At 65.0% G+C, this 24,675-nt stretch carries 22 protein-coding genes and 5 pseudogenes; 16 read left to right on the top strand and 11 right to left on the bottom strand.

All coding sequences use genetic code 11. The features are described 5' to 3' along the window. Window positions 1-17 precede the first annotated feature (17 nt). Both ON34_RS36640 and ON34_RS38385 read right to left on the bottom strand, forming a co-directional pair. Window positions 18-2,123 carry a bifunctional 3-(3-hydroxy-phenyl)propionate/3-hydroxycinnamic acid hydroxylase gene (locus tag ON34_RS36640; RefSeq protein WP_169333922.1) on the bottom strand — a complete coding sequence of 702 codons (2,106 nt, stop codon included), beginning with the start codon at window positions 2,121-2,123 and terminating at the stop codon, window positions 18-20. A gap of 56 nt (window positions 2,124-2,179) precedes the next feature. Next, window positions 2,180-2,590, bottom strand: coding sequence for a hypothetical protein (locus ON34_RS38385; protein ID WP_218003970.1), 411 nt, complete (start codon window positions 2,588-2,590; stop codon window positions 2,180-2,182). 172 nt (window positions 2,591-2,762) lie between these two features. Here ON34_RS38385 and ON34_RS32345 point away from each other — a divergent pair, with 172 nt between their 5' ends. After that, window positions 2,763-3,986 (top strand): PucR family transcriptional regulator, encoded by a 1,224-nt coding sequence (locus ON34_RS32345; RefSeq protein WP_218003969.1) that lies wholly within the window; start codon window positions 2,763-2,765, stop codon window positions 3,984-3,986. A gap of 39 nt (window positions 3,987-4,025) precedes the next feature. On the opposite strand, the gene ON34_RS38730 is transcribed toward ON34_RS32345, so the two are convergent. From ON34_RS38730 to ON34_RS37950, 3 genes and pseudogenes are all read right to left on the bottom strand, one after another. Further along, window positions 4,026-4,295, bottom strand: a complete 270-nt coding sequence (locus ON34_RS38730; protein WP_040787042.1) for a hypothetical protein — start codon at window positions 4,293-4,295, stop codon at window positions 4,026-4,028. Between the two features lie 140 nt (window positions 4,296-4,435). Further along, window positions 4,436-4,588: pseudogene (locus tag ON34_RS38725) on the bottom strand (cytochrome P450); the annotation flags it as partial. Between the two features lie 363 nt (window positions 4,589-4,951). After that, window positions 4,952-5,463: pseudogene (locus ON34_RS37950) on the bottom strand (TetR/AcrR family transcriptional regulator); the annotation flags it as partial. Here ON34_RS37950 and ON34_RS37080 point away from each other — a divergent pair. From ON34_RS37080 to ON34_RS37945, 3 genes and pseudogenes are all read left to right on the top strand, one after another. Then, on the top strand, window positions 5,417-5,641 hold the full coding sequence (locus ON34_RS37080) for a hypothetical protein (protein WP_040787037.1): 225 nt from the start codon (window positions 5,417-5,419) through the stop codon (window positions 5,639-5,641). The pseudogene ON34_RS37950 and the gene ON34_RS37080 sit on opposite strands and share 47 nt — an antisense overlap. 51 nt (window positions 5,642-5,692) lie before the next feature. Continuing rightward, window positions 5,693-6,063, top strand: a pseudogene (locus ON34_RS32325) (VOC family protein); the annotation flags it as partial. 89 nt (window positions 6,064-6,152) lie between these two features. Continuing rightward, window positions 6,153-6,284 (top strand): annotated as a pseudogene (locus ON34_RS37945) (fumarylacetoacetate hydrolase family protein); the annotation flags it as partial. 25 nt (window positions 6,285-6,309) lie between these two features. Here the strand turns inward: ON34_RS37945 and ON34_RS34070 are convergent. Next, window positions 6,310-6,975, bottom strand: coding sequence for a TetR/AcrR family transcriptional regulator (locus tag ON34_RS34070; RefSeq protein ID WP_083889959.1), 666 nt, complete (start codon window positions 6,973-6,975; stop codon window positions 6,310-6,312). Window positions 6,976-7,208: 233 nt separating this feature from the next. Here ON34_RS34070 and ON34_RS32315 point away from each other — a divergent pair, with 233 nt between their 5' ends. From ON34_RS32315 to ON34_RS32290, 6 genes are all read left to right on the top strand, one after another. Then, window positions 7,209-8,393 (top strand): cytochrome P450, encoded by a 1,185-nt coding sequence (locus ON34_RS32315; RefSeq protein ID WP_040787032.1) that lies wholly within the window; start codon window positions 7,209-7,211, stop codon window positions 8,391-8,393. A 13-nt stretch (window positions 8,394-8,406) separates the two neighbouring features. Beyond that, a complete protein-coding gene (locus ON34_RS32310; RefSeq protein ID WP_040787029.1) occupies window positions 8,407-8,604 on the top strand; it encodes a ferredoxin in 198 nt (65 codons plus the stop codon). Beyond that, window positions 8,601-9,731 (top strand): NAD(P)/FAD-dependent oxidoreductase, encoded by a 1,131-nt coding sequence (locus ON34_RS32305; protein WP_040787028.1) that lies wholly within the window; start codon window positions 8,601-8,603, stop codon window positions 9,729-9,731. Before ON34_RS32310 ends, ON34_RS32305 begins: the two co-directional genes overlap by 4 nt. 234 nt (window positions 9,732-9,965) lie before the next feature. Next, entirely contained in the window at window positions 9,966-11,051 is a 1,086-nt protein-coding gene (locus ON34_RS32300; protein ID WP_040787026.1) for an S-(hydroxymethyl)mycothiol dehydrogenase, read from the top strand. Continuing rightward, the gene (locus tag ON34_RS32295; RefSeq protein ID WP_040787025.1) at window positions 11,048-11,680 is read left to right on the top strand and encodes an MBL fold metallo-hydrolase; all 633 of its coding nucleotides are present in this window, start codon (window positions 11,048-11,050) and stop codon (window positions 11,678-11,680) included. Before ON34_RS32300 ends, ON34_RS32295 begins: the two co-directional genes overlap by 4 nt. A 455-nt stretch (window positions 11,681-12,135) precedes the next feature. Next, window positions 12,136-13,233: an MlaD family protein gene (locus tag ON34_RS32290; protein ID WP_040787023.1), complete on the top strand. Its 1,098-nt coding sequence runs from the start codon at window positions 12,136-12,138 to the stop codon at window positions 13,231-13,233. On the opposite strand, the gene ON34_RS35380 is transcribed toward ON34_RS32290, so the two are convergent. Both ON34_RS35380 and ON34_RS32280 read right to left on the bottom strand, forming a co-directional pair. Next, complete coding sequence (locus tag ON34_RS35380; RefSeq protein WP_083889958.1) at window positions 13,194-13,865, bottom strand: MFS transporter; 672 nt, start codon at window positions 13,863-13,865, stop codon at window positions 13,194-13,196. The genes ON34_RS32290 and ON34_RS35380 overlap by 40 nt on opposite strands. Window positions 13,866-14,145: 280 nt before the next feature. Further along, a complete protein-coding gene (locus ON34_RS32280; protein WP_051023448.1) occupies window positions 14,146-15,582 on the bottom strand; it encodes an amidohydrolase family protein in 1,437 nt (478 codons plus the stop codon). A gap of 283 nt (window positions 15,583-15,865) precedes the next feature. Between ON34_RS32280 and ON34_RS38720 the strand changes: the two are divergent. Further along, window positions 15,866-16,776, top strand: a pseudogene (locus tag ON34_RS38720) (FAD-dependent monooxygenase). A 72-nt stretch (window positions 16,777-16,848) separates the two neighbouring features. After that, entirely contained in the window at window positions 16,849-17,235 is a 387-nt protein-coding gene (locus tag ON34_RS32270; protein ID WP_051023445.1) for a Tn3 family transposase, read from the top strand. 213 nt (window positions 17,236-17,448) lie between these two features. Here ON34_RS32270 and ON34_RS34055 read toward each other — a convergent pair whose 3' ends face one another. Continuing rightward, window positions 17,449-18,012, bottom strand: a complete 564-nt coding sequence (locus ON34_RS34055) for a TetR/AcrR family transcriptional regulator (protein WP_157172560.1) — start codon at window positions 18,010-18,012, stop codon at window positions 17,449-17,451. Window positions 18,013-18,146: 134 nt separating this feature from the next. Here ON34_RS34055 and ON34_RS32260 point away from each other — a divergent pair, with 134 nt between their 5' ends. From ON34_RS32260 to ON34_RS32245, 4 genes are all read left to right on the top strand, one after another. After that, a complete protein-coding gene (locus ON34_RS32260) occupies window positions 18,147-19,571 on the top strand; it encodes a flavin monoamine oxidase family protein (protein WP_051023443.1) in 1,425 nt (474 codons plus the stop codon). A gap of 81 nt (window positions 19,572-19,652) precedes the next feature. After that, window positions 19,653-20,498, top strand: coding sequence for a serine/threonine-protein kinase (locus ON34_RS32255; protein WP_051023442.1), 846 nt, complete (start codon window positions 19,653-19,655; stop codon window positions 20,496-20,498). A 251-nt stretch (window positions 20,499-20,749) separates the two neighbouring features. Then, window positions 20,750-21,043, top strand: coding sequence for a hypothetical protein (locus ON34_RS32250; RefSeq protein ID WP_040787020.1), 294 nt, complete (start codon window positions 20,750-20,752; stop codon window positions 21,041-21,043). 121 nt (window positions 21,044-21,164) lie between these two features. Beyond that, entirely contained in the window at window positions 21,165-21,422 is a 258-nt protein-coding gene (locus tag ON34_RS32245) for a MerR family transcriptional regulator (protein WP_040787018.1), read from the top strand. A 250-nt stretch (window positions 21,423-21,672) separates the two neighbouring features. On the opposite strand, the gene ON34_RS32235 is transcribed toward ON34_RS32245, so the two are convergent. After that, window positions 21,673-22,284, bottom strand: a complete 612-nt coding sequence (locus tag ON34_RS32235) for a hypothetical protein (RefSeq protein WP_051023441.1) — start codon at window positions 22,282-22,284, stop codon at window positions 21,673-21,675. Between the two features lie 590 nt (window positions 22,285-22,874). After that, on the bottom strand, window positions 22,875-23,591 hold the full coding sequence (locus ON34_RS32225; RefSeq protein WP_157172559.1) for a hypothetical protein: 717 nt from the start codon (window positions 23,589-23,591) through the stop codon (window positions 22,875-22,877). Window positions 23,592-24,675: the final 1,084 nt, after the last annotated feature.

The following is a 24,675-nucleotide window of genomic DNA, read 5'->3' as shown; positions in this document are numbered from 1 at the left end:
CCGGGCATGCGGTTCGGCTACAACAGTCGACCAGACAGGGTGAGCTGCACCTCCGGTCGGACCATCCCGAGGCGGGGCCGGATGCCGTACGCGGAAAGGCTTATCGACGCGGTGGCACAGCCGGTGAGGGTTTCTCCTTCCGCAGCGGTGTTTACATCGATCACCTCGTCACACGCGTTGCCCACAATCGTGAGCGCGCCAGTGATACGCATCCCTGTCCCAGTGCGGGTGGCCTCGCCGGTGAACGTGATCAACGGGTACCGCGCTGTGTCGAGGAAGTCGGGCCCACGCAAGTGGCGATCACGGAACGAGTTGCCGGAGTTGATGCTTGCGCTGGCTATTTCCAATCGGACCCGAGCCGTGTCGTCCGGTCGCCAGGTAAGCGAACCGGTTGCCTGCTCGAACCGGCCCGACACCGGCGCCAAGCCCCACATACCCTGAGCGGTGAATCCGAGGTGTAGATCGGAGGGAGCCAGGGTCCGTGTGTCGGTGTCATCTGCCGGCTCACGGTGTTGTGGGCTTCGGTGCGACATGCGGCGGGCGAGGGTCCTGACGGTAGCGTCGAGCGCTGCGGCAGAGGGGTTAGCGTAGACGTAGTGATCCGGCCGCACGATGGCGAAGGGGTGGGGCTGGAGAAGCGGCCTGGTGAGGTTGTTGATGTCCTCGAAAACATCCGTACGGGCGCCTGGTTCGTGCGGCCGCTCACCAGGAGAGCACAAGGTGAGAAAGGTCGCGCGGAGTACGTCTTCGGCCAGCGTTCGGCCTTCGCATGTCAACGCGACGCGGGGGTCCTGGCCCCAGCCGACGATGCGCCACCCCGATCCGGTGATGTCCTCGAGAAGACATTGTGAGCCATCGAATGTGCGCACCTGTGGCTGGGGGAAGAGCCGACCCACTGATGAATGCCGCATAGGTGTTTCGCCAAGGAAGCCTCGTGTGTAGGTGGCGGGTCTCCGGCCGGTGCCCTCCGTGACTATGCGACGTATTCGTGGAACAGCCAGCAGAGCCCGGAATGCAGCGTCACGCGCGGCGGCTCCGGCGGGTGACCGCATCATCACGAATCGGCCGAGGCGCACCGACAGCTCGGTCATCTCTTCTACGTGCGGCCGCCGTTCCGGTTCGTAGGACTCCAAGACGGAATCCGGTGCGCCGGCAAGCACGCTGGCGATCTTCCATGTCAGGTTGACGACGTCACGGATACCGGAGTTCAGGCCCTGCCCGGCAAGCGGCGGCATGAGATGGGCGGCGTCTCCGCACAGGAATACGCGGCCCACGCGCCATCGGTCGGCGCATTTTGCTGAGAAGGTGTAGATCACATGGCGCAGGATCTCAGCGGAGTCCGGATCTGCGTGCTGCGCGACGACAGCCCGGGCTGCCGCGGGTTCGAGCAACTCCGCGCGATCTTCGTCTGGCATCACCATCCGCTCCCACCGATGGTTGCCAGCCGCCAACCGGGTCGTCATCCGCGGCCCGCCCGGGTCCATCCTGAACTGCACGTACGGCAGATGCGCGACAGGCTCCGGCAGCTTCGCGTCGACGATGAGCCAGGGCTCCTGATACGTCGAACCGACAAGTTCGACTCCGATCGCGGCGCGCGTCGCGCTGTTTGCGCCATCGCATCCGAGCACATACCGGACTCGGGCGCGTGCCGGATTGCCCTCTGCATCAACGAATGTCAGTTCGACTGCCTCGTTGTCCTGGTCCACGGACGTCAACGTGTTGCCCAGCCGGACGTCGACGCCGGTCAGCTCGTCGAGGGCATTCCGCAACGTGCCGTCCAGCAGCGGCTGATAGATAGCGTTCAGCCAAGGATGACCCTGCGGGCGCTCGATCGGCAGGGCTGTGGCCAGCACCTCGCCGCGGCGCGAGAGCCATTGCACGCCCATATTGAGCAGCATGGTCTGCGCGGCCCGCTCGTACAAACCCGCCTTCTGCAATGCACGGAGGGCCTCACCGTCGAGAACCCCGACTCGTGGATGCGCATACGCCGCGGGCTGCCGCTCGATGGCCAACACTGTTAATCCTGAGCGCGCGAGCAGAATCGCGGCCATCTCGCCGACCGGGCCCAGCCCGATGACCGCCACATCATGGGTCAGGTCGGATGCATGGTCGAAGCGCGGCACCACATCTCCTCCTTGTGGGTATGTAGGTGTGTGCTGGATGTGATCGGCAGGAGGTTTCACTGATCTCTCCGGCCGACGAGGCGAAGCGGAAGCGTTTCGAAGCGGTGGATCACGTTGTTGACCGCCACCTCTGGTGTGCCGGTCAGCTCGATGCGATCGACGTAGCGCAGCAGTGCGCCCAAGATGGCTTCGGTTTCCATGCGTGACAGGCCCTGCCCTGCACAACCGTGGGTGCCATTCTGTAACCACACCACGGGACCAAGTGCGCGCATGGCGCGGTAATGCGTGTAGGGATCACGGATCACCGCGACCGAGTAGATGTCTTCGTCGTAGACCGGCACGCCCGGCGGACGTCGACGCTGCCCCATCCCCAACCGCGCCGCGTAGCGGGTCGACCAGGACGCAGGTTGCTGCCCGTGCGCAACGGGGCAGCGGCCCAGTTCTTCGGGCGTCGGATTCACTGTCATGGGGGGTTCCTTCACTCGCGCAGTGGCGCAACCACGATGCAGCGGGGCGTGGGTTGGTGCACATCTGGCGTATCAGTGTCGACCGCGCCCACGCCGACAACAAGGTACGAAATGCACCGTTTTTTTCATAGAACGGTGCGACTCACACCATCATGTGCCTTACAGTCAGGGGGTGTCCCGGGACCGGCCGCCTGAGCGGATTCGCGAGTTGCTGCGTATCGGCGCTGAACTCATCGTTCAGCGCAAGTCCGGGTGGCTCGATGAATTCACCCATACTTTCTTGAGTTCACCTGGCATGGAAGCCAGCGTCAGCGAGCCGGTGCTGGCGGCCGAATCCGAGCGTGCGGCGCGAGCGACCATTCTGAGATGGGCAGTGTCCAATATAAGCGACCCTGGCGCGCCCGTGGCTCCTGTGCTGGACGCCGACATAGTCGATATCACACGGGATCTGGTGCGGCGAGGTCTCGATGAATTGACATTGACCAGTTATCGCATCGGCCAAAACGCGGCCTGGAAACTATGGGTGCGCCTCGCCTTCTCACTGACCTCCGAGGTCGATGAATTGGAGGCACTTCTCATCGTCTCGGCACAATCGATCGCCGAGTTCGTCGAAGCGACCCTGGCAATGGTCACCGAACTCATGCATGCTGAACGTGAGGAGCTACTCAGGGGATCAGCCCCCGAACGGCGTGAAGTCGTAGCACTATTGCTCGAGGGCGCACCGATCACACGCGAGCGCGCCGAAATGCGACTCGGATACGGCCTAGCCCAAATCCACACCGCCGCCATTGTATGGAACACCCAGCCTGATTCCGAACTGAGACGGCTGGAGCAAGCGGTTGGGGTATTGTTGAAATGCGCGCAGAGCCCTAACCCGCTGACGATCATTCCCGGCGCCGCCACCATTTGGGTATGGCTGCCGGGCGAGGTGACCGTAGACGCCCAGACACTCGCTGAACGAGTTCTCGACATCCCCGATGTCTGTATCGCGGTTGGTTCCACGGCGCGCGGAATCGAAGGCTTCCGCCGCACCCACCTTGATGCCTTGTCTACACAACAGATGCTCACACGCCTGCAATCCAGCCGACGCGTCGCGACCTACGACGAGGTGCGGCTCGTATCGCTCCTAGCCGCCGACCGCGAGCGTACTGATCACTTCATCCATCACACCCTGGGTGATCTCGCGAACGACAACGATCACGTGCGAGAGACGGTGTTGACGTTCGTGAGAGAACAATGCAGCGTGGCACGCACCGCAGCCCGTCTGCACCTCCACCGCAACACGGTCATCAGACGCTTGGCGCGAGCAGACGAACTTCTCCCTCGCCCCTTGGACACCAATACGCTGCACATCGCCGCCGCCCTAGAGGTGTTGCAGTGGCGGGGCGCCACCTGATATTACCGCGGCATGGTCGCTCGCGGCGCGTCCGGTTCCCTAAAACGGAAGCGGCCCACTGACTTTGATCGGCACACCGAGAATCTCGGTCCAGAAGTAGTCGTCGATCGGCGTCGCCCGCGGTTCGAGCCCCAGGGCGGACGCCGCGGCGACCTTACCTTGAGCGACGGCGTTCGACCAGAACGGTGAGCGACGGCCGACGCTGCGCACATACGCGGCGTCACCCGCCGCATACACGCCCGGCACCGCGGTCGCGAACCACAGTGGGCGATGGATGCGGTCGACGCGTGCCGCGAGCGCGGCGAGCATGGATTGCGTCTCCAGCCGCGCCAGTCGCTGCCCGGCGCAGCCGTGTACGCCCTGCCGAATCCGAGTTGACGAGAGGCATCGCGCCGAATGTCGAAGGTGTCCGGGTCGTCCCACTCGAGCCGGTCACGGTTGGCCGAAGCGTAGATCATCACGACGCGGGAATCGGCAGGGATTGTGGTGCCCGCGATATCGTTGGCACGAGTTACCTTGCGGGAGAAAGCTCGTAGCGGTGATTCGTAGCGCACGACCTCGTTGACCGCGTTCGGGATCAACGCCGGGGCGTCGCGCAGCATCCGCCACTGATCGGGGTGCCGAGCGAAAAGATACAGTGCGGAGACGATCGCGCTGATGGTCGTGTCCAATGAGGGGTAGTGGTAACAAACGTGTCACCAGGTACATGAGCGCCGTGGGTGTTAGACCCGTGGCACGGTGCCGCTGATGATGCGGTGGATGGTGGAACGGCCGATGCTGTATTCGTCGGCCAGAAGGCCGGGAAGCCGTCGGTGTTGAGGCATTCCGTCGGTGGGGTGGCGTCGGCGAGTTACTCGTGGACCTGAGCCTTCATTGTGGGATGCGCGTCGCCATTGTCCGCGCCGAGGCCCGCGAGCAGGCGCAGTCGGTGCGCGGTCGGCGATGTCAGGCGGCCGTGTCGTTGCGCGGCAGCAGATCTCCCGAGCCTCCTCGGGGGACAGACCGAATCTCCGCAGCAGGTCTTCAGCGATCTGGTCGGCAGTTGAGGCGTCGTCACGTTCGGGGGGTGATTGTGCAACAGTTGGCCCAGTGCCAAGACCGCCCCGGTCACGAGAGCCATCGCCAGATCCGCGTCGCCGACTTGGAAGCGTCCGAGGCCGGTGGCGGTTTCGATGTCGCGACGGGCGCGGAGTGCCAGGCCTTTGCCGAAGCAGCAAGGCTCATTCCGCCCTTGAGTAGGACCTTGCTGAGCACGGGATTTCTGCGGCGCAACCGTCCGGTGAGCCGGAAGCTTTGGGCGAAGATGTGCGCCGGGTCTTCGAGTCCTTCGGTGAGCTGATCGAGGGTCGCACCCAGCAGATCGAGGACGTCCTCCGCCGCGGCGGCGAAGAGCTCCTCCCGGGTTTGGAAGTGATTGTAGAACGACCCCCATGCCGACGTCGGCGACCTGGGTGATCTCCAAAATCGGGACGTTCATCTTGCCCTGTGCGATGAAGTTCGGCGCCGCACTCACCAGCGCCGCGCGCGTACGCGCCTTGCGGCGCTGCAACCGGTTCGGCTCCCGGCTGACCCGCTCGGTCATGGTTCCCGCTCCCTGTGCTCGTCTCACCCCGGTGCTAACCCATTTACTCGGCAGTGACGAAATCTTCAATTAGCCCTTGGTGACGCCACGCTCGTAAGTGATATTCAGATCAGAGGAGTGGTGGATGCCTGACCAGCGTGATGCGCATACCGGTCTGCACAGCGAGGAAGGCGCCCACGCGGGCGAACACCCCGGCCGGGCGCGAAATCCCATCATCAGGGTGGTGGATCTGGCGTGGCTCGGGTTCGAGAAGCCGACCTCGCCGGGGCCGAAGTATTCGCGTCCGTTTTCGGTTTCACCACCGTGCTGCGGACATCGACCGAGCTGCACCTGCGTGGTACGGATGCGGGTGCACCGTGCGTGATCATCCGGCAACGGCCGCGGTCCAGATTCCTCGGACCAGCCTTCCACGCGGCAGGCTCGGTGGATCTGCTGCGGCTGGCCGAGGATATGGCGGTCGAGGTGGTCGGCTTGCCGGAAGAAATCGGCGGGCTGCGGGAAGCACGCGCGGTTTTCGAGGCCTCGCGCGATGACAACGAATTCGACCTCCGCCGCCTGCGCGGCCTTCTGAAAGTGGCCTCCTCATGAGTATTTCCGTTCTACGCACCGCCGCGGGCTGGTGGGTGTCCACACCCACCGGCGCTTCGCGTGTGGACACATCGGCCACGACAACCACAGGACTGCTGGCCGAGCCGGACGCGATCGCCGGAGCGTCGGCGAGTGCACCTCACTGGTGCAACTTCACCGCCTGCGACTATCCAGCATTGCTTGCGTAGCGGTGTCCACATCGAGGGCGGGGTCGAGTTGAGCGGCAGCACGCAGCCCGGCGACCACCATCGGGATCAGGGCATCGATCATGGATTCGATGTCGAAGGGTTCTCCGTTCTGTAACCAGTAGAGGGTCGCCTCATCGATCGCACCAGCGGCAGACCGCATCATCATGCGCAAGGCGGGAATTTGGGGATCGAGTCCCAACAGGGTGGTCCACCCCTCGATCGTCCGCCATCGACCCGCTTCGAAAGCCTCGAACGCCTCGGGATCAGCGCTTCGTCCGCCGAGAACCAACCGCAGCGCGAGCCCCCGGTGTGCGGCGAGATAACTGAGGTGCGCGCGAAACCCCGCGCGGATCTGCTGGACGATAGGAAGCTCGGGATCGAGCCCCTGAGCTTGCACGATCCGGTCGGAGGCATCCCGTAAGGCCGCCAGATAGATGCCACGCTTGTTGCCGAAGTAATGGAACAGCAGTCCATGGGCCACCCCGGCGGCTTTTGCGATGTCGGCCACAGCCACCTCGTCGTAGCTGTGTTCGGAGAACGCCTCGACTGCGGCGTCGATGAGGCGCTGGCGGGTCTCGGCGGCCTGCGCAGCACGCATGGTTGTGCGCCCCTTCCCGGTTGTCGCGGTCATCGGTGTCCCTCCTGTTGCCTGCCGATCGCCTCCTCCGATACTCGGCCGCCACCGCGGGAAACACAAGTTGATTTCATGTCATTGACATGTAGTCAATCAAATGGCTAGCCTGAGATGCAGGCCACAGATAGGCCCGACGATCCAGTCGCCTGAATCCAGTTCGAGGCGGGATTCGGCCGCAACGATCCGGTGAAGAGCCAACGACGGACGAACGTTGGTGTTGAGGAGTTTCGATGCGCAAGACTGCTGGTGTCCCCGTTTACCAGCCGGACCTGTACTCGCGGCAGGCGATCATGGACCCGTATCCGCACTACGCCCGGATGCGCGAGTTGGGTCCGGTCGTGTGGTTGGCAAGGCAGCGGGCATACGCGTTACCGCGCTATGCCGAGTGCAAGGCTGTCCTACTCGCTGACGACACTTTCATCTCCGGCGAGGGCGTCGGACTGAATCCTCTCGCCAACCGGCTTTCGCGTGGTACCACCCTCAACAGTGACGGCGAAGACCACAGCCGGCGGCGTGCGCTATTAGGCCGACGGTTGACCCCCAAGGCGCTGCGCTCGATGCGTGAGACGGTCGAGCGGCAAGCGGTCGCGGCCGTCGAAGCTGCTATAGCACGGGGCCGGATCGACGGCGTCGAATTGGCTACCACACTGCCGATGTCGGTCGTACCCGATTTGATCGGATGGCCACAGCACGGCCGTGAGCACTTATTGCGTTGGGCTGGAGCTACTTTCGACTCACTCGGGCCGATCAACAACCAATCGATCCGAACCGCTCCGGCCAGCATCGAGATGATGCGGTTTACCCGCCGCCTCGCTCGCGACCGGCAGCTGCTGCCCGGCAGCGCGGGTGCGGAGATCCTCCAGGCCGCCGATGAAGGCAAGATCGCGCACAACGAGTGCCCGGCCATGATGATCGACTTTCTCGCACCCTCACTGGACACCACGATCAGCGCGATCTCCAGCGCCCTGTACCTGTTCGCCGCCCATCCGCACCAGTGGCAGCTACTGCGGTCCGACCCCACGATGATCGCCAATGCGGTGAATGAGGTGGTGCGCTACGAGTCACCGCTGCGGGCGTTTTCGCGCAAGACAATTCGTGACTTCGCCCTGGCGGGGGTCACCATTCCGGTGGGCGCACGCGTGGTGGTGATGTATTCCTCGGCGAACCGGGATCCACTCGAGTGGGATTCGCCCGACACTTTCGATATCCGCCGCGACGCATCCCGCCAACTGGGATTCGGACACGGCACCCACGGCTGCGCAGGCCAGGGCCTGGCCCGGCTGGAAACCCAGGCCATCCTCGCCGCACTGCTCCAGCGCGTGGAACGCATCGAGATCACCGGACGACCGCAATGGGTGATGAACAACATCATCCACCGCTTCGAAACCCTTCCCCTGCAACTCATTCCCGCCTGAAGGACGAATCGCAATGAAGATCTCCGTCGACTACCTTCGCTGCGAAGGCCATGGCATGTGCGCCGAGCAGGCCCCCGCAGTGTTCGAGCTCGATGACGCAGGCGAATTGACTTACCGATTCGAGGGCGGTGACGTCCCCGAAGAGCACGTCACCGCCGCGCGCGCAGCCATCAGTTCCTGCCCGGTAGCGATCCTGCGAGAGCAGTCATGACCTCCCCCCGCTCGATCGTCGTCGTCGGCGAGTCCATCGCCGGGATCACCGCGGCCCGCGAATTACGCACCCTGGGACACACCGGTCGCCTGACCATTATCGGCGCCGACGAACTCGGCGGCTATTCGCGACCACCATTGTCCAAGGCGGTCCTGCACGACCCGGCCGCCGAGGGCTCTCTGCCGTATCGGCTCGACGGCCTAGAGATAGATCTCCTCCGCGAAGCCGCCGTCAGCACCGATTTCGATGCCCGCACCGTCACCACCGCAACCGGCCGCACCCTCACATATGACGCGCTCATCGCCGCAACCGGCGCCGACGCACGGCGGCTGGCCACCGGTGGTCAGACCGGTGAACTGGTCCTTCGGACACTCGAGGACGCGCGGACGTTGCGAGCCAGGCTCGCGACCGCCACCTCGGCGATCGTGGTCGGCGCCGGGTTCCTGGGAATGGAGGTCGCCAGCGCGTGCGTCGCTCGCGGCGTCGCGGTCACCGTGATCGACGTCGACCCTCCGTTGCGGCGAATCCTCGGGCCTTTCCTCTCCGACGCCGTACGCGCACGGGCCGAAGAACACGGCGTCCGGATAGTGCACACTTCCCGGTTGGTCACACTCGCAGACGATCCGGTCTGCGGTGTCATTCTCGGCGATGGATCGGTATCGACCGCCGACCTCGTGGTCACCTGCGCCGGGGAAGTACCGAATACCTCGTGGCTCGATGGTTCCGGCGTAGCCGACGAACGCGGTATCGGTATCGATCATTTGTGTGCGACAACGACTGCGGGGGTCTACGCAGCCGGCGATGTCGCCTACTCGATCCGCGACGGCCGACGGGCCCCGTTCTGGTCCAACGCTGTGGCACAAGGCAAGGTCGCCGCCGCGTCGGCCCTCGGGCTCGCATCGTCAACGTCCGCCACCGACGACTACTTCTGGACCGAAATACTGGGGGTATCTATCAAAATTGTTGGGCCGCTGCCACTCGTCGGCGAACCGACCAGTGTAGAGGGCAGCATCGCGGACGGAGCCGCTCTGCTCACCTGGAAACGGGCTGACATGCGACCGACGGTCGTCGCTTACGGGATCCGGAAATCCGTCGCCGCATTGAGGAAGATGACTGGCTCTATATAGCCCTGCGGCAGCGCATCGAGGAATGGCACATGAGCTGGCGGATTCGACCGGCCTCGTGGATGTCCCGAACTTGGGCTGCAGGACCTCGGCCACGTCTTCCCGCCGTCATCACAGCTCTGCTCGTCCTCGCGTATCTGATGACACTGTCCGGCGCCACCCGATGAGTGCCGGATGAATCCCGGTCGCTCGTCGACCGGCGCATGCTTGCCGGCTCCGTGAAGAAAAGGAAACCAAATGCCTCAGAACGTGCGCGGCGTAATCGCTCGTGCGAAAGGAGCTCCCGTCGAGCTCACCGACATCATCATTCCCGACCCAGGCGCCGGTGAGGTCGTCGTCGCGATCGCCGCGTGCGGGGTGTGCCATACAGATCTGAGCTACCGGGAGGGCGGGATCAACGATGAGTTCCCGTTCCTGCTCGGGCACGAAGCCGCCGGCACCGTCGAAACCGTCGGGGCGGGTGTGGATTCGGTGCAACCCGGCGACTTCGTCATCTTGAACTGGCGCGCGGTCTGCGGTCGATGCCGCGCCTGCAAACGCGGGCGTCCCCAGTACTGCTTCAGCACGTTCAACGCCGGCCAGCCCATGACGCTCGAGGATGGCACGAAGCTCACCCCAGCGCTCGGGATCGGGGCGTTCGCGCAGAAGACGCTGGTACACGCCGGGCAATGTACGAAAGTCGACCCCACCGCCGACCCTGCCGTCGTCGGACTGCTCGGTTGCGGCGTGATGGCGGGATTGGGTGCCGCGGTGAACACCGGCAACGTAGGCCGTGGCGATTCCGTCACAGTCATCGGCTGCGGAGGCGTAGGCGACGCCGCGATCATGGGGTCACGCCTGGTCGGTGCATCGAAGATCATCGCCGTGGACCGCGATCGACGAAAGCTCGCCTGGGCCAGAGACCTTGGTGCCACACATACCATTGATGCTTCCCACGTCGACGTAGTCGCCGCCGTGCAGGAACTCACCGACGGTTTCGGCACCGATGTCGTCATCGATGCGGTCGGTCGCCCCGAGACGTGGAAGCAGGCATTCTATGCCCGCGACTTGGCCGGCGCCGTGGTACTCGTCGGTGTGCCGAGCCCCGACATGCGGCTCGATATGCCACTGCTGGACTTGTTCTCCCACGGTGGCGCGTTGAAGTCGTCCTGGTACGGCGACTGCCTACCCGAACGAGACTTTCCGGCACTGGTAGATCTCTACCAGCAAGGCAGGCTACCGCTGGAAAAGTTCGTCACCGAGCGCATCAAGATCGACCAGCTCGAGGCGGCCTTCCAGAGGATGCGCACCGGTGATGTGCTCCGTTCGGTGGTCATCCTGTGAGCGGGGGGCTCCGTATCGACCGCGTGGTGACCAGCGGCACCTTCGAACTCGACGGCGGTGTGTGGGAGGTCGAGAATAATGTGTGGGTGATCGGTAACGACGAAGAGGTCATCGTCGTCGACGCCGCCCACGATGCCGAAGCGATCATTCAAACAGTCGGCAATCGCAACGTCGTCGCGGTGATCTGCACCCACGGCCACAACGATCACATCACCTTCGCGCCCCAGCTCGGCGAAAAACTCTATGCACCAGTGCTTTTGCATCCCGCAGACCAAACCCTCTGGGACATGAGTCACCCCGGACAGCGCTATTGGGCTGCCACCGACTCGCTACGTATCGCGATCGCTGGGACAACCGTCGAGGTAATCCACACTCCCGGACACTCCCCCGGCTCCATCTGCCTGCACCTGCCCGAGGCCAAAGCCCTGTTCTCCGGAGACACTCTTTTCTCCGGAGGGCCAGGCGCGACCGGCAGCTCCTTCTCCGATTTCCCCACCATCATCGGTTCGATACAGCAGCGACTGTTGGCCCTACCAGAAGACACCCAGGTGTACACCGGTCACGGCGACGGCACCACCATAGGCATCGAAGCACCGCAACTGCCTCACTGGATCGAGCGGGGGTTCTGAGCTGCGCCGCGACCGGCGCGTCTATCGGGGATGCGAGCATTGCCAGCCAATTCGATAGTTTCGGACACATCGTTGCCGGAATTATGTACAGTGGCACCGACGGCGCCGAGAAAGGCCGGCGTCTTCGCCATATGCCGCGCCGACCGACGGTTTGTAGGCGCAGCCGGGCTTCCGGCTGCCTACTGGTGGCGACAATGCAAGAAAGGTCTCCGATGGAAATCGTTGTCTTACGCGCGTCGTTTGCGCGGCGATTGCCGCGCGTCTGATTGCCGCGCCGTCCGAGCGTCGTGCAGCCCGCTGAGACGCGATGAATTTCCGTGGGTGGCCGGCATGGCGATAGGTATCGACGACCAGTTTCCGGGAGTCGCAACCAAACCCCGCCCAGCCCACGATCGTAAACCACTTATTCGTCTGACAGAGAGGTCGCGCATCATGCGAGACCACAGGGGATATCCATGCTGACATTCGCTGCCCGGACAAAGGGCACCGCGGTCAAGGCTTTCGCCATCGGCGTCGCCGCGCTCACGGTGAGCGGCTGCTCGCTGCTGCCGCACGTGGGTAATGAACCAACGCGCATCACCGCCGACTTCGACAATATCGCCGGCGTCTATGTAGGCAATCCCGTTACGGTGCTCGGGCTCGAGGTCGGCAGGGTCGAGAGAATCGTAGCGAAGAGCACCCTCATCGAGGTGTATCTGTCGATCAAGTCTGATGTAAAGATCCCAAAAGACGCGATGGCTGTGTTGATCTCGCCGTCCATCGTCACCGACCGCCACATCGAGCTCACCCCCGTCTACACCTATGGCGAGACGCTCGCCGACGGTGCCCACCTGCCGAAGTCGCGGACCAGGACTCCTGTCGAGCTCGACACGCTCATCCAAACCATTGATCAGTTCACCGCCGCGCTGAAGCCGCAAGGCGAGATGGAAGGGTCCGGCCCGCTGTCGGGCCGAGTGCTGCACCCGCTTCTCGAGGGCAACGGCGCGAAGATCCGCGACACTCTCCAGGCGCTGTCGAGCGCGCTGAAGGTCGGTACCGACAACAAGGACGCGGTCTCGAATATCATCATCAGACTGAACGAACTCACCTCGATACTCGCGGAAAACGACCGCGCGGTGCGGGATTTCAGTGACAAAGTAACGCAAATGAACGGGTTGCTCGCCGAGCAGGCACCCGGTCTACAGGCTACGCTGGACCAGCTCAGCGCCTTCCTTGCCAACACCTCAGGCACATTCGGGCAGTACCAGCACCAACTGGCGGACACCCTGTCCGGACTGACGAAGGTGACCGACCAGCTCCGCGCCAATGCCCACGGCCTCACCGAGGTTGTCGACCTAGCACCCATGGTTTTTCAGAACATCGACAACGTGATCGACCGACAGCACGGACATGCCCGTGTAAAAATGATGCTCTTCACCGCCCTCAACGGTGAAATAGTCAGCTTGTTCTGCGAGCGAATCCAGATGAAAGCCGACGGCTGCCGTACCGGAAACATGCAGGATTTCGGTCCCGACTACGGACTCACCGCCGCACTGCTCGGACTGACGAAATAGACGCGTCGCGACCTCAGCCCTTCCGCGTTCGGACATCGATCGAAAGAGTGCTCGATAGTCCACAGCGCGTGCCGACCGGTATCGCTTCGCGACTGCGCATTCGGGTTGCCAACATCGAGTCGGATCACGCATCCCATGGCCACTGCCATTACCCGGTATCCCTTGGTGCCGCCGCCTTCGCCGGCCGCCAGCAAGGGAGCCACGGCCCCCGCTGCCAAGATGGCCAGACCCAGGAACCCCATGCGCCATGCGGTCAAGGATGTCCGTTCGGCAGCGTTGGCACCGAGTTCTGCGGGTAGAACGCTGTATGGGATGGTGAACGTGGAGGCTCCGAGGCCGGTGAGGGTGAGCGCAACTGCAACCCACCAGGCGGCGGCATTCCCGCTGAACGGTGAGCAGAAGATCGACACGAATCCCACTGGGAGCATGATGGTTCCGGCGATCATCCACGGTCGGCGGGGTCGCGACACTGTCGAGTCGGACAACCGGCCGACGATCGGGTGGCAGACGAGGTCTAGCAGTTTCGGGAGGAAGACGACGATTCCCGCCACTGCCGCGGTAACGCCAAGGATGGTGGTGAGGTAGTACAAAAGGACGAGCCCGGGAACGACCGCATAGGTTGCGGTGGCCAGGGATCCGCTGCCCTAGCCGATGCGTTCGGGCATGGAGAGGCTGAACCCCTCCCGGTGCGAGGAACCGGGTGTGGTCACGGCAGGCCCGCGCAGGGCGTCGTTCATCGTTGTCTCAATTCCGGCATCGGGCTCCAGTAAGTGGATGCATGAACCACTGTGGGAAATTGAACTCGCCGGTACGACGCGGCCAGGGCACGCTGGCACTGCCAACCGGCGCAGCGCCGTTCCCCGCTGTTGAACACCGGCCGCGCGGATTCGATGCCCATGTCGAGAGGCACCCTCAACGGTCCTGTGACGGAGTTTCATGCGATGTCAGCGCATCGTGCGCCGATCCACGCGCTTGCTGCCGTAACTGCCGACGCACCACGTGCCCCACCACGCGCCGTCGAATGCGCGCGACACGGCCAGTCGCGTTGATTTGGGCGACGAAACGTTCACCCGACCGTTGCAATGCCTCCATGATTTCGTCCACAGGACAGTCCACGAGCTGGTGGTGGCGTTTGCGCCAGCGTCCTGCGATCATGACCGCTTCGATGTTGCCGACGTGGGCATGCAGCGCCGCGGCAATCGGATCGTGGAGCGGCCACAGGTTGAGCGCACGCGCGTCGATCACAACGAGATCGGCCTGCATGCCCACCTCGATGCGACCGATCCGGTCGGCCATGCCCAGCGCGCGCGCACCCTCCACGGTCGCCCACGCCAGTGCCTGTTTCACACCGAGTGAGACCACCGGCGCGCCCAGGCCGGTTTTTGCGTGCGCCTGCTCATGCGCGAGGCCGCGCTGGCGTGCCAACACCAGCCGCGCGGCGACCAGCATTTCCCCCGGCGCGACGATTTCGGTGTCGGTACCCAGTGACGGTGCCGCGCCCAGGCTCAGCAGCTGATCGGTCACTCGCGCGCAATGACCCTGGCCCAGTTCGTTTTCCGGCGTCGTTGTGAAGCTGACCCCGGCCTCGACCAACCGTTTCACCCAAGCAGTGGGCAAACCCGTGCCATGCACGATGTTGGTCAAGGGCCCCCACAAGCCGGCGGCGCTGACGGCCTGCCAGCCCGGACCGGGCGGTCCGACGCTCTGATGCATCGACGCCAACAGTCCACGTTCGGCAGCTGCACGCAGATCCGCGAGCGCCACTTCGGGTTTCGATAATTGCGGACCCGCCACGGCCATCCCCAGTGAGAGCAACTCGCTCGTGGCGATCGCTCCGCCGAGCAGGCGGTCGATCTCCCGGGTGTCGTGCACCCGCTCGCGCAGACCGTGCGGAGTGCCATGCAGCAACACCGCCCGGATGCCCGCCTGCTTCAACGCGTCGATCGCCGCGTCCGCGTGGTCCGGTGTCACGCAATTGTGGGACCAATCGCCGATGGTAGTCACACCACCGTCGATCTGGTTGAGGGCCCCGGCGAACGTCCCGATATGGATGTCCTGCGGGCGAAAGTGTCGCGCAGCAACTCCGTGAGCGTGGACAAGATATTCCGGCAGAGACCAGTCCGCGCCCGCGAAACGCATCGCCGTCTGCCACGAGTGCAGGTGAGCGTTGACAAGCCCAGGAATGATGATTCGGCCCGCGAACTCGACGACGTCAGCACCCCGGGGGTCGAGCCGATCACCGATCTCGGTGATCCGGTCGCCGTCGACGAGGATGTCGACCTCCTCGACGTCGGGACGACCCGGCGCCATGGTGATCACCTGCGCACCGCGCAACAGTGTGCGGCTCATTCGTTTCTCCCGTCACCCGCGAGGGCAAATCAGCGGACAGGCCGAAAGGGCATGCGGTCGGCGCAGACGCCGGCACGCCCCCGTCGTGGCTCGACAAGGGGCTCGCGCCACGGGCCGACACAGATCGGCGACCGGCGAAGGGCAATCCATCCCTCACGCTCGAAGGTCGAGCGATCATGCGAACAATACGGATACAGTGTGACCGATATTTCACCGCGGTGTCAAGCAAACCTGCTCGCCCGCCCTTGACGCCCACAAGAATATCGGCAACGTTGTAACCACTATGGGCGGCCAACTCGACCGCGACCTCCAGCCTGACTCGCGATTCGTCGTGGGACGGCATGAAGGTGCACTACAAGCGCACCGCCCTCGGACCCTGGAAATCCTCGACGACCTCGGCGTCCTACCCGCCATCCTCGAGCAGGGCAGTCCGTATCCTCCGATGGGAATCCGTCTCGGCGCCGTGGCAATACCGTGGCGCATGATGGCCAAGGGCGAGCGCACCGCCGCGGTCCCGTACCCGGACACATGGCTGATACCGCAGTACAGCACCGCGCGAGCGCTGCACGCGCGACTGGAAACGCTGGGTGGGCGCGTCGAACTCGGTACGGAATTGACCGATTTCGCCGTCGAATCCGGTCTGGTCACCGCCCAGCTGGCTACGCCAGACGGGGTCGAGACCGTCACGGCCGGTTCCTGGTCGGCGCCGACGGGGGCAGCAGCCGCGTCCGCAAGCACCTCGATATCGAGTTCAGCGGCTCGACCGACGAAGCCGACCGGATGCTCATCATCGACGCCACAGTGACCGGCTTGTCGCGCAAGTACTGGCACGTGTGGCCCGGGCTGCGAGGACGGTTCATCGGCGCCTGTCCGCTACCCCACTCCGATCTGCTCCAGTGGATGATCCGGCTCGTCCCCGGCGAACAACCGCCGCAATCCCATGACGAGATCAGCGACAGGATCCGCTCACACACCCACGACAAGCGCATCACTCTGGGAAACATTCAGTGGCAGTCGCAGTTTCGTCCCAACATTCGTCTCGCCGAAAGCTACCGACGGGGACCGGTATTCTTGGCCGGCGACGCCGCCCACGTGCACACACCCGCCAGCGCGCAAGGACTCAACACCGGCATCGGTGACGCCTACAACCTCGGGTGGAAACTCGCCCAGGTCCTCGCCGGCGCACGGGGCTGATCATTCCGATCTTGGAGTGTCGTCTTCTGGGGTTGTAGAAGGTTTCGATGTAGTCGAAGATCGCGTTGGCGAGTGAACCACGAACGCCCACCGCCGTGGACAGTGCCCTCCCTGGCCGAGTTGTCGATCCTGCGGATCTTCAAAACACTGCACATCCTGCGCCTGGCCGACGACGAACCCTACCGGCGCGAGGCCAAGGCCCAAGCCAACCTCCAAGAGGGCCGTCATGACCTGGGCCGCACCAATTTTCACGGCCGCAAGGGCGAGATCACGCGCGCCTACCTCGACGGCATGGAAGACCAACTCTCCGCGCTCGGCCTGATCCTGAACTGTGTGGTGCTGTGGAATTCGGTGTATCTGGACCGCGCCCTCGACGAGCTGCGCGCCCAGGACTACCCGGGGCGCGACGAGGACGCCACACGGCTGTCGGTGTTCGCCCGCAAACACACCGCCTGGTAGGCCACTACAGTTTTCACCTGCCCGACCTCGCCGGCAGCCACCGGCCACTGCGGAATCCCGACGCCCCCGACGAGGACGACTGAACCTACACCAGGCCGTGCGCGACCAGCGCGTCATCGACCTCGCGGGCGGCGGCCGAATCCGAGGCGGTGTGTGGTGGGTGGTTTTCGGGTGTGCGGGGTCGCTCACAGGTAGGGGCCGGACGGTGTTCGGTCACCGCGCCCGTGACACCGTCGTGGTGGTGCCGAGGCCGTGGAGTAGGACGGTGGTGAGGAAGTCGGGGGCTTGGCGGGTGCCCATGTGCCCTTCGAGGGTGAGTTCCCACGCGGTCTCGGCCAGCCCGCAGAAGGTGGAGGCCAGCCAGGTGGCGGGCATGTCGCTGCGCAATACCCCCGCGTCCCGCCCAGTGGCCAGCAGCGCGACGGTGCGGGCGAAAATCGCTTCGGCGCGCTCGGCCGCCTCCGGTGCGCCCAGCACGTCGGGTTCGACGTAGACCAGGTTCCACAGTTGCGCGAAAGGCCGGTACTCGGCGACGAGCGTGGCCAGGACTTGGTCGGTGAAGCCGGTGTGGGCTTCGGCGCGGGTCAGGGCCTGGTCGCAGTCGTCGAGGATCTTGGCGGCCATGGCCTGCACGAGTAGTTGGCGGGTGGGGAACATGCGGGTCAGCGTGGCGCGGCTGATACCCGCGCGGGTGGCGATGACCTGCATCGACGCCCCGCGGTCCTTGGCCAGGACCGGGATCGCCGAATCCAGCACCTGCGCGGCAACGGTACGCATCGTTACACGAACTCCATAGGCTCATTTGACACATGGATGTCTCAGTACTTACTTTGACGTATCAGTGTTTCATACTACGACGTCGCACGACCGGCCCCTCGGCGCGAAGTCGGTGACAGATTGGTTCGGTGGCCATGACGATGCACCGTCGCCGGTTCCTGCAGACGACCGGCCTGTCAGCGCTGGCTGCGCTGACACTGTCGGCCTGCGCCGACGACGATTCCGGCACCACCGCGGCGGGCGGGCGGCGTCGGGTGATCGTCGTCGGGGCCGGGATCGCCGGTCTGGCCGCGGCCCGCGCCTTGGCCGATCGGGGTCAGGACGTGGTGGTGCTCGAGGCGCGCGACCGGATCGGCGGCCGGATTTGGACCAGCCGCCGATGGTCGGATGTCCCGGTCGATCTCGGCGCGTCCTGGATCCACGGCGTCGATGCCAACCCCATCACCGATCTGGCCCGCAAGGCCGGTGCGCGCACGGTGTCGACCAGCCTCGACAGCGGCACCGAGTACGGCACCGACGGCGAAGAGGTCGACAAGGCCACCACCGCGGCGATCGAGCACTGGCGCACCCGGATCGCCGAAGCACTCACCGACGCCCAGGACGAGGCCGACGACGACGAGGCTCGGGATGCGTCGCTGCGAGCCGTGGCGGAGCGGGCGGTGAACTGGCCGGCGCTGTCCGGCCGTGACAAGGCGCTGGTCGCCTCGGTGCTCAACGACTACGAGCACGAATACTCCGGCAGCGTCGATGACCTGTCGAGCCTGTACTTCGACGACGATGCCACGATCAAAGGCAAGGACGTGCTGTTCCCGGGTGGCTACGGCGCGATCACCGACTACCTCGCCACCGGTCTGACCATCCACACCGGCGCGGTTGTCACTGGTATCGACTGGAACGACAGCGGTGTCACCGTCGCCACCGGCACCGGCACCGCCACCGGAACCGGCACCGGCACCGGCACCTTCGACGGTGACCACGTTGTGGTCACGCTGCCGCTGGGGGTGTTGCAGAGCGGCGCAGTCGAATTCGGTCCCGGCCTGCCCGCCGACAAGACCACAGCCATCGGCAAGCTCGGTATGGGTGTGCTCGACAAGTGCTACTTGCGGTTCCCCACCGAGTTCTGGGCCGACACCGACTGGCTGAACTACGTGCCGAGCCTGGACAAGGCCGGGCAGTGGGGGCAGTGGATCAATTACTCCCGCGCCGCCGACCAGCCGATTTTGTTGGGGTTCAACGCCGCCGATTTCGGTCGCGCCAGCGAAAGCTGGACCGACACCGACCTCGTCGCCAGCGCCATGGCGACCCTGCGCACCATCTACGGTCCCGGCATCCCCGCACCCGTCGACCACCAGATCACCCGCTGGTCGGCCGACCCTTACGCCCACGGCTCGTACTCGTTCAACAAGCTCGGCTCCACCCCGGAGATGCGCGAGGACCTCGCCGCCGGCATCGCCGATCGTGTCCACTTCGCCGGGGAAGCCACCGACCGCACATCCTTCGGCACCGTGCACGGCGCCTACAACTCCGGGCTGCGCGCAGCCAAGGAAATCACCGGCTGACCAGGGGCCGGGATCCGCGTGAAGAGCGCGGCCACCGGCCACCGCGCCCCGTCCTCATCGACCCACTGGGAGCCAACCAGCATGACCGCACAGCCCTTCAGCGCCGTGGCGCCCGCGGCCTTCCAGGCGCTGTCCGCGGACGATCCCCGCGAGATCGGCGGCTACCGCCTGTGCGCGCGGCTGGGCGCGGGCGGCATGGGCAGGGTCTACCTGGCCTACACCCCCGGCGGGCGTCCGGTCGCGCTCAAGGTGGTCCGGCCCGAGCTCGCCGAGGATCACGAGTTCCGGCACCGCTTCGCCCAGGAAGTCGCCAGCGCCCGGCGTATCCACGGCCTCTACACCGCCCAGGTGATCGACGCCGGCACCTGCGCCACCACCCCCTGGCTGGCCACCACCTTCGTGCCCGGCCCCTCCCTACATCAGGTCGTCCACCGCTACGGCCCACTGCCCGAACGCACCGTCCTGCTGCTGTGCGCCGGCATCGCCGAAGCCCTGCACGCGATCCACACCGCGGGCGTCGTGCACCGCGACCTCAAGCCCGGCAACGTCCTCATCGCCGCCGACGGCCCCCGCGTCATCGACTTCGGCATCGCCCGCGCCGCCGACGCCAGCCCCCTCACCGGCACCGGCCTGCTGGTCGGATCACCAGGCTTCATCGCCCCCGAACAGGTCAGCGGCCTGCCCGCCACCCCGGCCACCGACGTCTTCGCCCTGGGCGCTCTCATCGCCTACACCGGCTCGGCCACACATCCCTTCGGCGACGGACCCGAACCCGCCTCCCTCTACCGGGCGATCCACGACGAGCCCGACCTGTCCCGCCTTCCGCACACCTCCTGCCCGCCCCGCAACCCACCCCGCCACCCCCGGCACTCACCGGACACACAACCGCGCCCGCCCCACGCCGACGCGCCCGCACCGCGCTGCTGACAACCCTCGCCCTTCTCGCCACGACCTTCGTCCTGCTCGATTCCTACTACTTCGACGACCCCGACGACCAGAAAACCTCCGCCACCGCCAGCCTCCGTCCCTCCGCTGGCAACCCGTCCGCCGGTGCCAACCCGCCCGCCCCCTCCACGTCCCCGCCACCGGCTGCGGTCCCCGAATACACCGCCGCCTACACCAACCTCGAACTCACCTCCCCCGACAGCGACTACGAATTCGACCTCAAAGCCGGGAAAGTGACCCAGAACACCTCCAGCTGGTACCTGGGCCGCGAGGCCGAGGAGTTCTACATCCCCGAGGACAGCGACGCCTACATCGCACCCGCCGGCACCCTCACCCTCCGCGACTGTCTCGAAGGCATCGACACCCAGCCCACCACCACCCTGCCCTTCACCACCGTGGGCGCCGAGCGCAGCTTCTGCGTCCGCTCCCACGGCGGCCTCGACATCGCCCTCATCCACACGCTCACCACCGCCTCCGACGACGGCCCGGTCACCGTCACCATCACCTACTACCGCCGCTCCACCTGACCAACCCTCCTCCGCGAGACTCCGCGCCTCGGAACTGGCCGACCCGCTTGCCAGTTCGCAAGTCAGGTACCAGCCCACCGCCACTTTTCGCTCCCCGTCGCAGGGGGATTATGCCGCGGAAATCCTCGGTGTCACCCCAGCGTTCCTGCGCGGTCTCGACGCCGCGCAACTGCTGACCCCGCAACGGTCACCGGGCGGGCACCGCCGCTACTCGCGCTACCAGCTGCGCATCGCCGCCCGTGTGCGCGAACTCGTCGACGCGGGCAACGCCCTGGACGCGGCCTGTCGCATCGTTATCCTCGAAGATCAGCTCGCCGAGGCGCAGCGCCTCAACACCGAACTGCAACACGCCCTCGACCAGCGCAGCGACCCCACCTGAAACGACGTGAACGTGCCCGACACCCGCACCGGCCATATGGATGTCTTCCTGCCCCAGGCGATGGACCCCGCCGTCCTCCACGCGGTGATCCGCTCAACGTCACCGCGGCCCTGGCCCGCACCGGCGAATGGCCCGGCCAGCATCGAACACGGCACCGGCCGACCGCAATCACCAGGAGTGACGTGCTGGCCGGTGACCTACACCACCGGCATTCCCCCGCAACAGGACTGACACCCGCACCGCGGCAACCCTAGCCGTGCGTGCCGTCCTCCGCGCAGGATTCGTTGCCGGGCAACGGCTTTTCGGAATCGCAGGGCCCGGCGTAGGAGCTTCCCGGATCGCGCGGCGGTTGCTCGTCGGACAGCGCCGTGCCAGTCGCGGTGGTCTCGGCGGGCCGCGACCGGATGTCAAGTACGGGTAGGCCGTGTTCTCCGGCCATGCGGTCGACCCAGCGGATGAACTCCAGTGCCGATCCGGCGAACATGCGCCGTACCCGGTCCTGGAAGGCGCGCACGTCGTGATCGGGCAGGAAATCGCGAGTACTGATCTCCCCGCACCCGCAGCCGCAGGGCCGTTCCCGGAACTCGGCCTTCTCCGGCAGGTCGCAGCAGCCGACCGGATTCTGCGAGGCGTTGACCACCGGATCCGGCTTGCCGATCCAGGCGTCACGAACCGGATGCCCCTCGGCCAGCTCCTCACCGTCGACGGCCACCCGATCCTCATGCACGGACACCCCGTGGATCTCGCCCACGGCGCAAACCCGGCCATCACCGATGATCAGGGCGAACTTCTCTCGGGCTAGCCGTTCCTTGTTCGCCTTCCATACGTCCCGGCCCGCTGTCCATGCTTCCTCTTCGGTCATGGCGCGGGAAGTATTGCTGCTCAATGCTTTTCATCGCCCTGTCGCGCAGTGGGCCGGTGCGCTTGTTCAAGACAGCGTCGATGCCGGACACTGGGCGTCGGGCCATGATCAGAGCTCCTCTGGAGTACAAGGCAGAGGCTCGGCCTGGCCGGGCGGATGATTGGCCTCGACGGTATGGATGTAACCGCCACCGACACGTCGTGATTCGGTGACAACGTGCACGACACGTCTGCGGCGCTGGTCAAGATCATGCGCGTGTAGCAGTGCCATTGAATGCGGTGGATGATGCCGATGACGGTGGGCGCCGCCGTGACCGCAACCAGCAACCACACCACCCAGGCGGGCATCTCGGCCAGCGCGAGGGCGGCCTCCGCAGAGAACATCGTCGCATCGCGTAAATGCGCCCAGCACCGCCAGTGTCATTGTCCGCACGCCAAGGCTCTAAAACCTCGCCTGTCGCAGGATCAGCGCGGGAGCATGATCCTTGGCAGTGCAGCCACGCATGACCCATACCGAGGTATTCCGTCGCTCGGGCCACTCTTCTCGCACTACAGGACACGGGTTCGGCCTGTAGCAGCGAACAAGCAAGACTATCGCTGCCCAGTGAGATCCGTGCGGGCAACGCGGCTGAAATCCAGCTTCAACTCGAGGATCCTGTTCACAAGCCCTCGATCGAGTGCTTGACCAGAGGTGACGGCGAAGTACACCGCATTAGTTGCTTGCGCAATCTGGTCCGCTATCGCACTGACTGCCTCGGATCCGGTCAAGTTCACCTTCACGCTGGTTTCCCCCAATTTCTGGAAAGCTGCGTCAAGCTCCGCCCACGCCGGAGTTCTCGAGATTGACTGGAGATCCGTCGGCCCGGCAGCGGACAAGGCGGCCACCACCGGCGCCTTGTACAACACAGCATCGACACTGCCGATGAACGCGCTGTACGCGTCCATCCGCTGCTTGGTCAGAAATTCGGATTTCGAACGGGCATCTGCACTCTCGATTTGCCTGGTCGCCACACTCAAAGCGACATATGCAGTCAGCGCTGAGCCTATTACTGCCACCACCGCGCTGATGATGACCGCCGTCATTGCAGCAGTACGGTTGATCTTCGCCGCACGGATTGTCGCGGCGCGATTGATCGTTGCCGCCCAAATGGTTGCAGCACGGCTGACCTTCGCCGCCCGGATTGGCTCCGACCGATTATCGCGGTGCTCTTTCGGCAGTCCTCTCGACACGGCGGCATGATGGCGCTTTACACTGCTCTTCTTCCTGGCGGAAAGGGTTTTCGAGCTGGGCCGCAAGAGGTTCAGCACGAGGCCTTCTCTATTCCTACCCCGACGAACCTGTGGGAGGTTGGGAGCCGGGATCGCACTTCCACAGCGGCGGCCGCTGCGTGTATGGCGTAGCGCTCCCAATGCTCGCGAGCTGTAGCGCGGTTGGGTCGATCACGCACTGGATCTGGTCGAGAATGTCTTGGACCGCGCTTACAGCATTCGCGATCACCGGTGCGGCGGGGTCAGCAGCGGGAGTTCGGGAAGAGTCTGCCCATGCCGTGCCGCTCTGTACCCCTACCGCGAAGGCGGACAGCATGGTGGCTGCTGTCGCTCGCTTCCAAGCTATTCCCATGATCATCCATCTTTGTGCCGGCAGACCGCCAAACGGCGGCGGTACGACCCTACAGCGATAGGAGTGGACTGGCAGCTCTTTCGACAGATCAGCCAGTGTCGAAATATGGTCGCGCACAGGCATTCACCACTACGCCAAGTTAGGCCACCATGTCGGCTTGGTTGGATGGCTACACCAGGAAGGGAGCTCGCAGCGTGAATCGCCGGGCACCGCTGGTAGTTCCGGAAGAGGGTCGAAATCGACTCCGACCCTCCACATGACGCCTCGCGACATCAGAGCCAGTTCCATCTCGAGCTCCTCACCACCACCGATGCCGTACGCCACGAGTTCGTAGACGTGGCGAGGTGACGCATTCGGCACCGCGTTACCGTCGGGCTCCGACCATACGCCCAACAGCACCTCATCTTCCCCCGGATCGAACGAGAAGACGCTGCCGTGCAAAAACCAGCGGCTGATCGTCCCGCAGCCGCGGCATCGAAACCTGGAGTCCGCCCGACCCAACCCGTACACGCGACCGCCGAATCCCGAAACGTAGAGAGACCGCAATTATGTTTGCCAGAATGTAGCTGTCGTGCAGGATTCGTCGGCGTGTCTTGTCGGCGACACGCTGACGAGCCAGGCCGCTTCCGATGCGGCCGGATCGCTCCGACTTCAAGCAGCCGATTCGATCCATCTCACCAACATCCGCGAGCTGATCGTCCAAGGCCCCCATCGACGGTGCAGGCCCGGCCGATCGACCCGTGCCCCGTACCGCCGCAGCCAACTCGTCGG

Source organism: Nocardia pneumoniae NBRC 100136 (genome assembly GCF_000308755.1).
GTDB lineage: Bacteria > Actinomycetota > Actinomycetes > Mycobacteriales > Mycobacteriaceae > Nocardia > Nocardia pneumoniae.
This window is presented reverse-complemented; position numbering and strand designations above follow the sequence as displayed.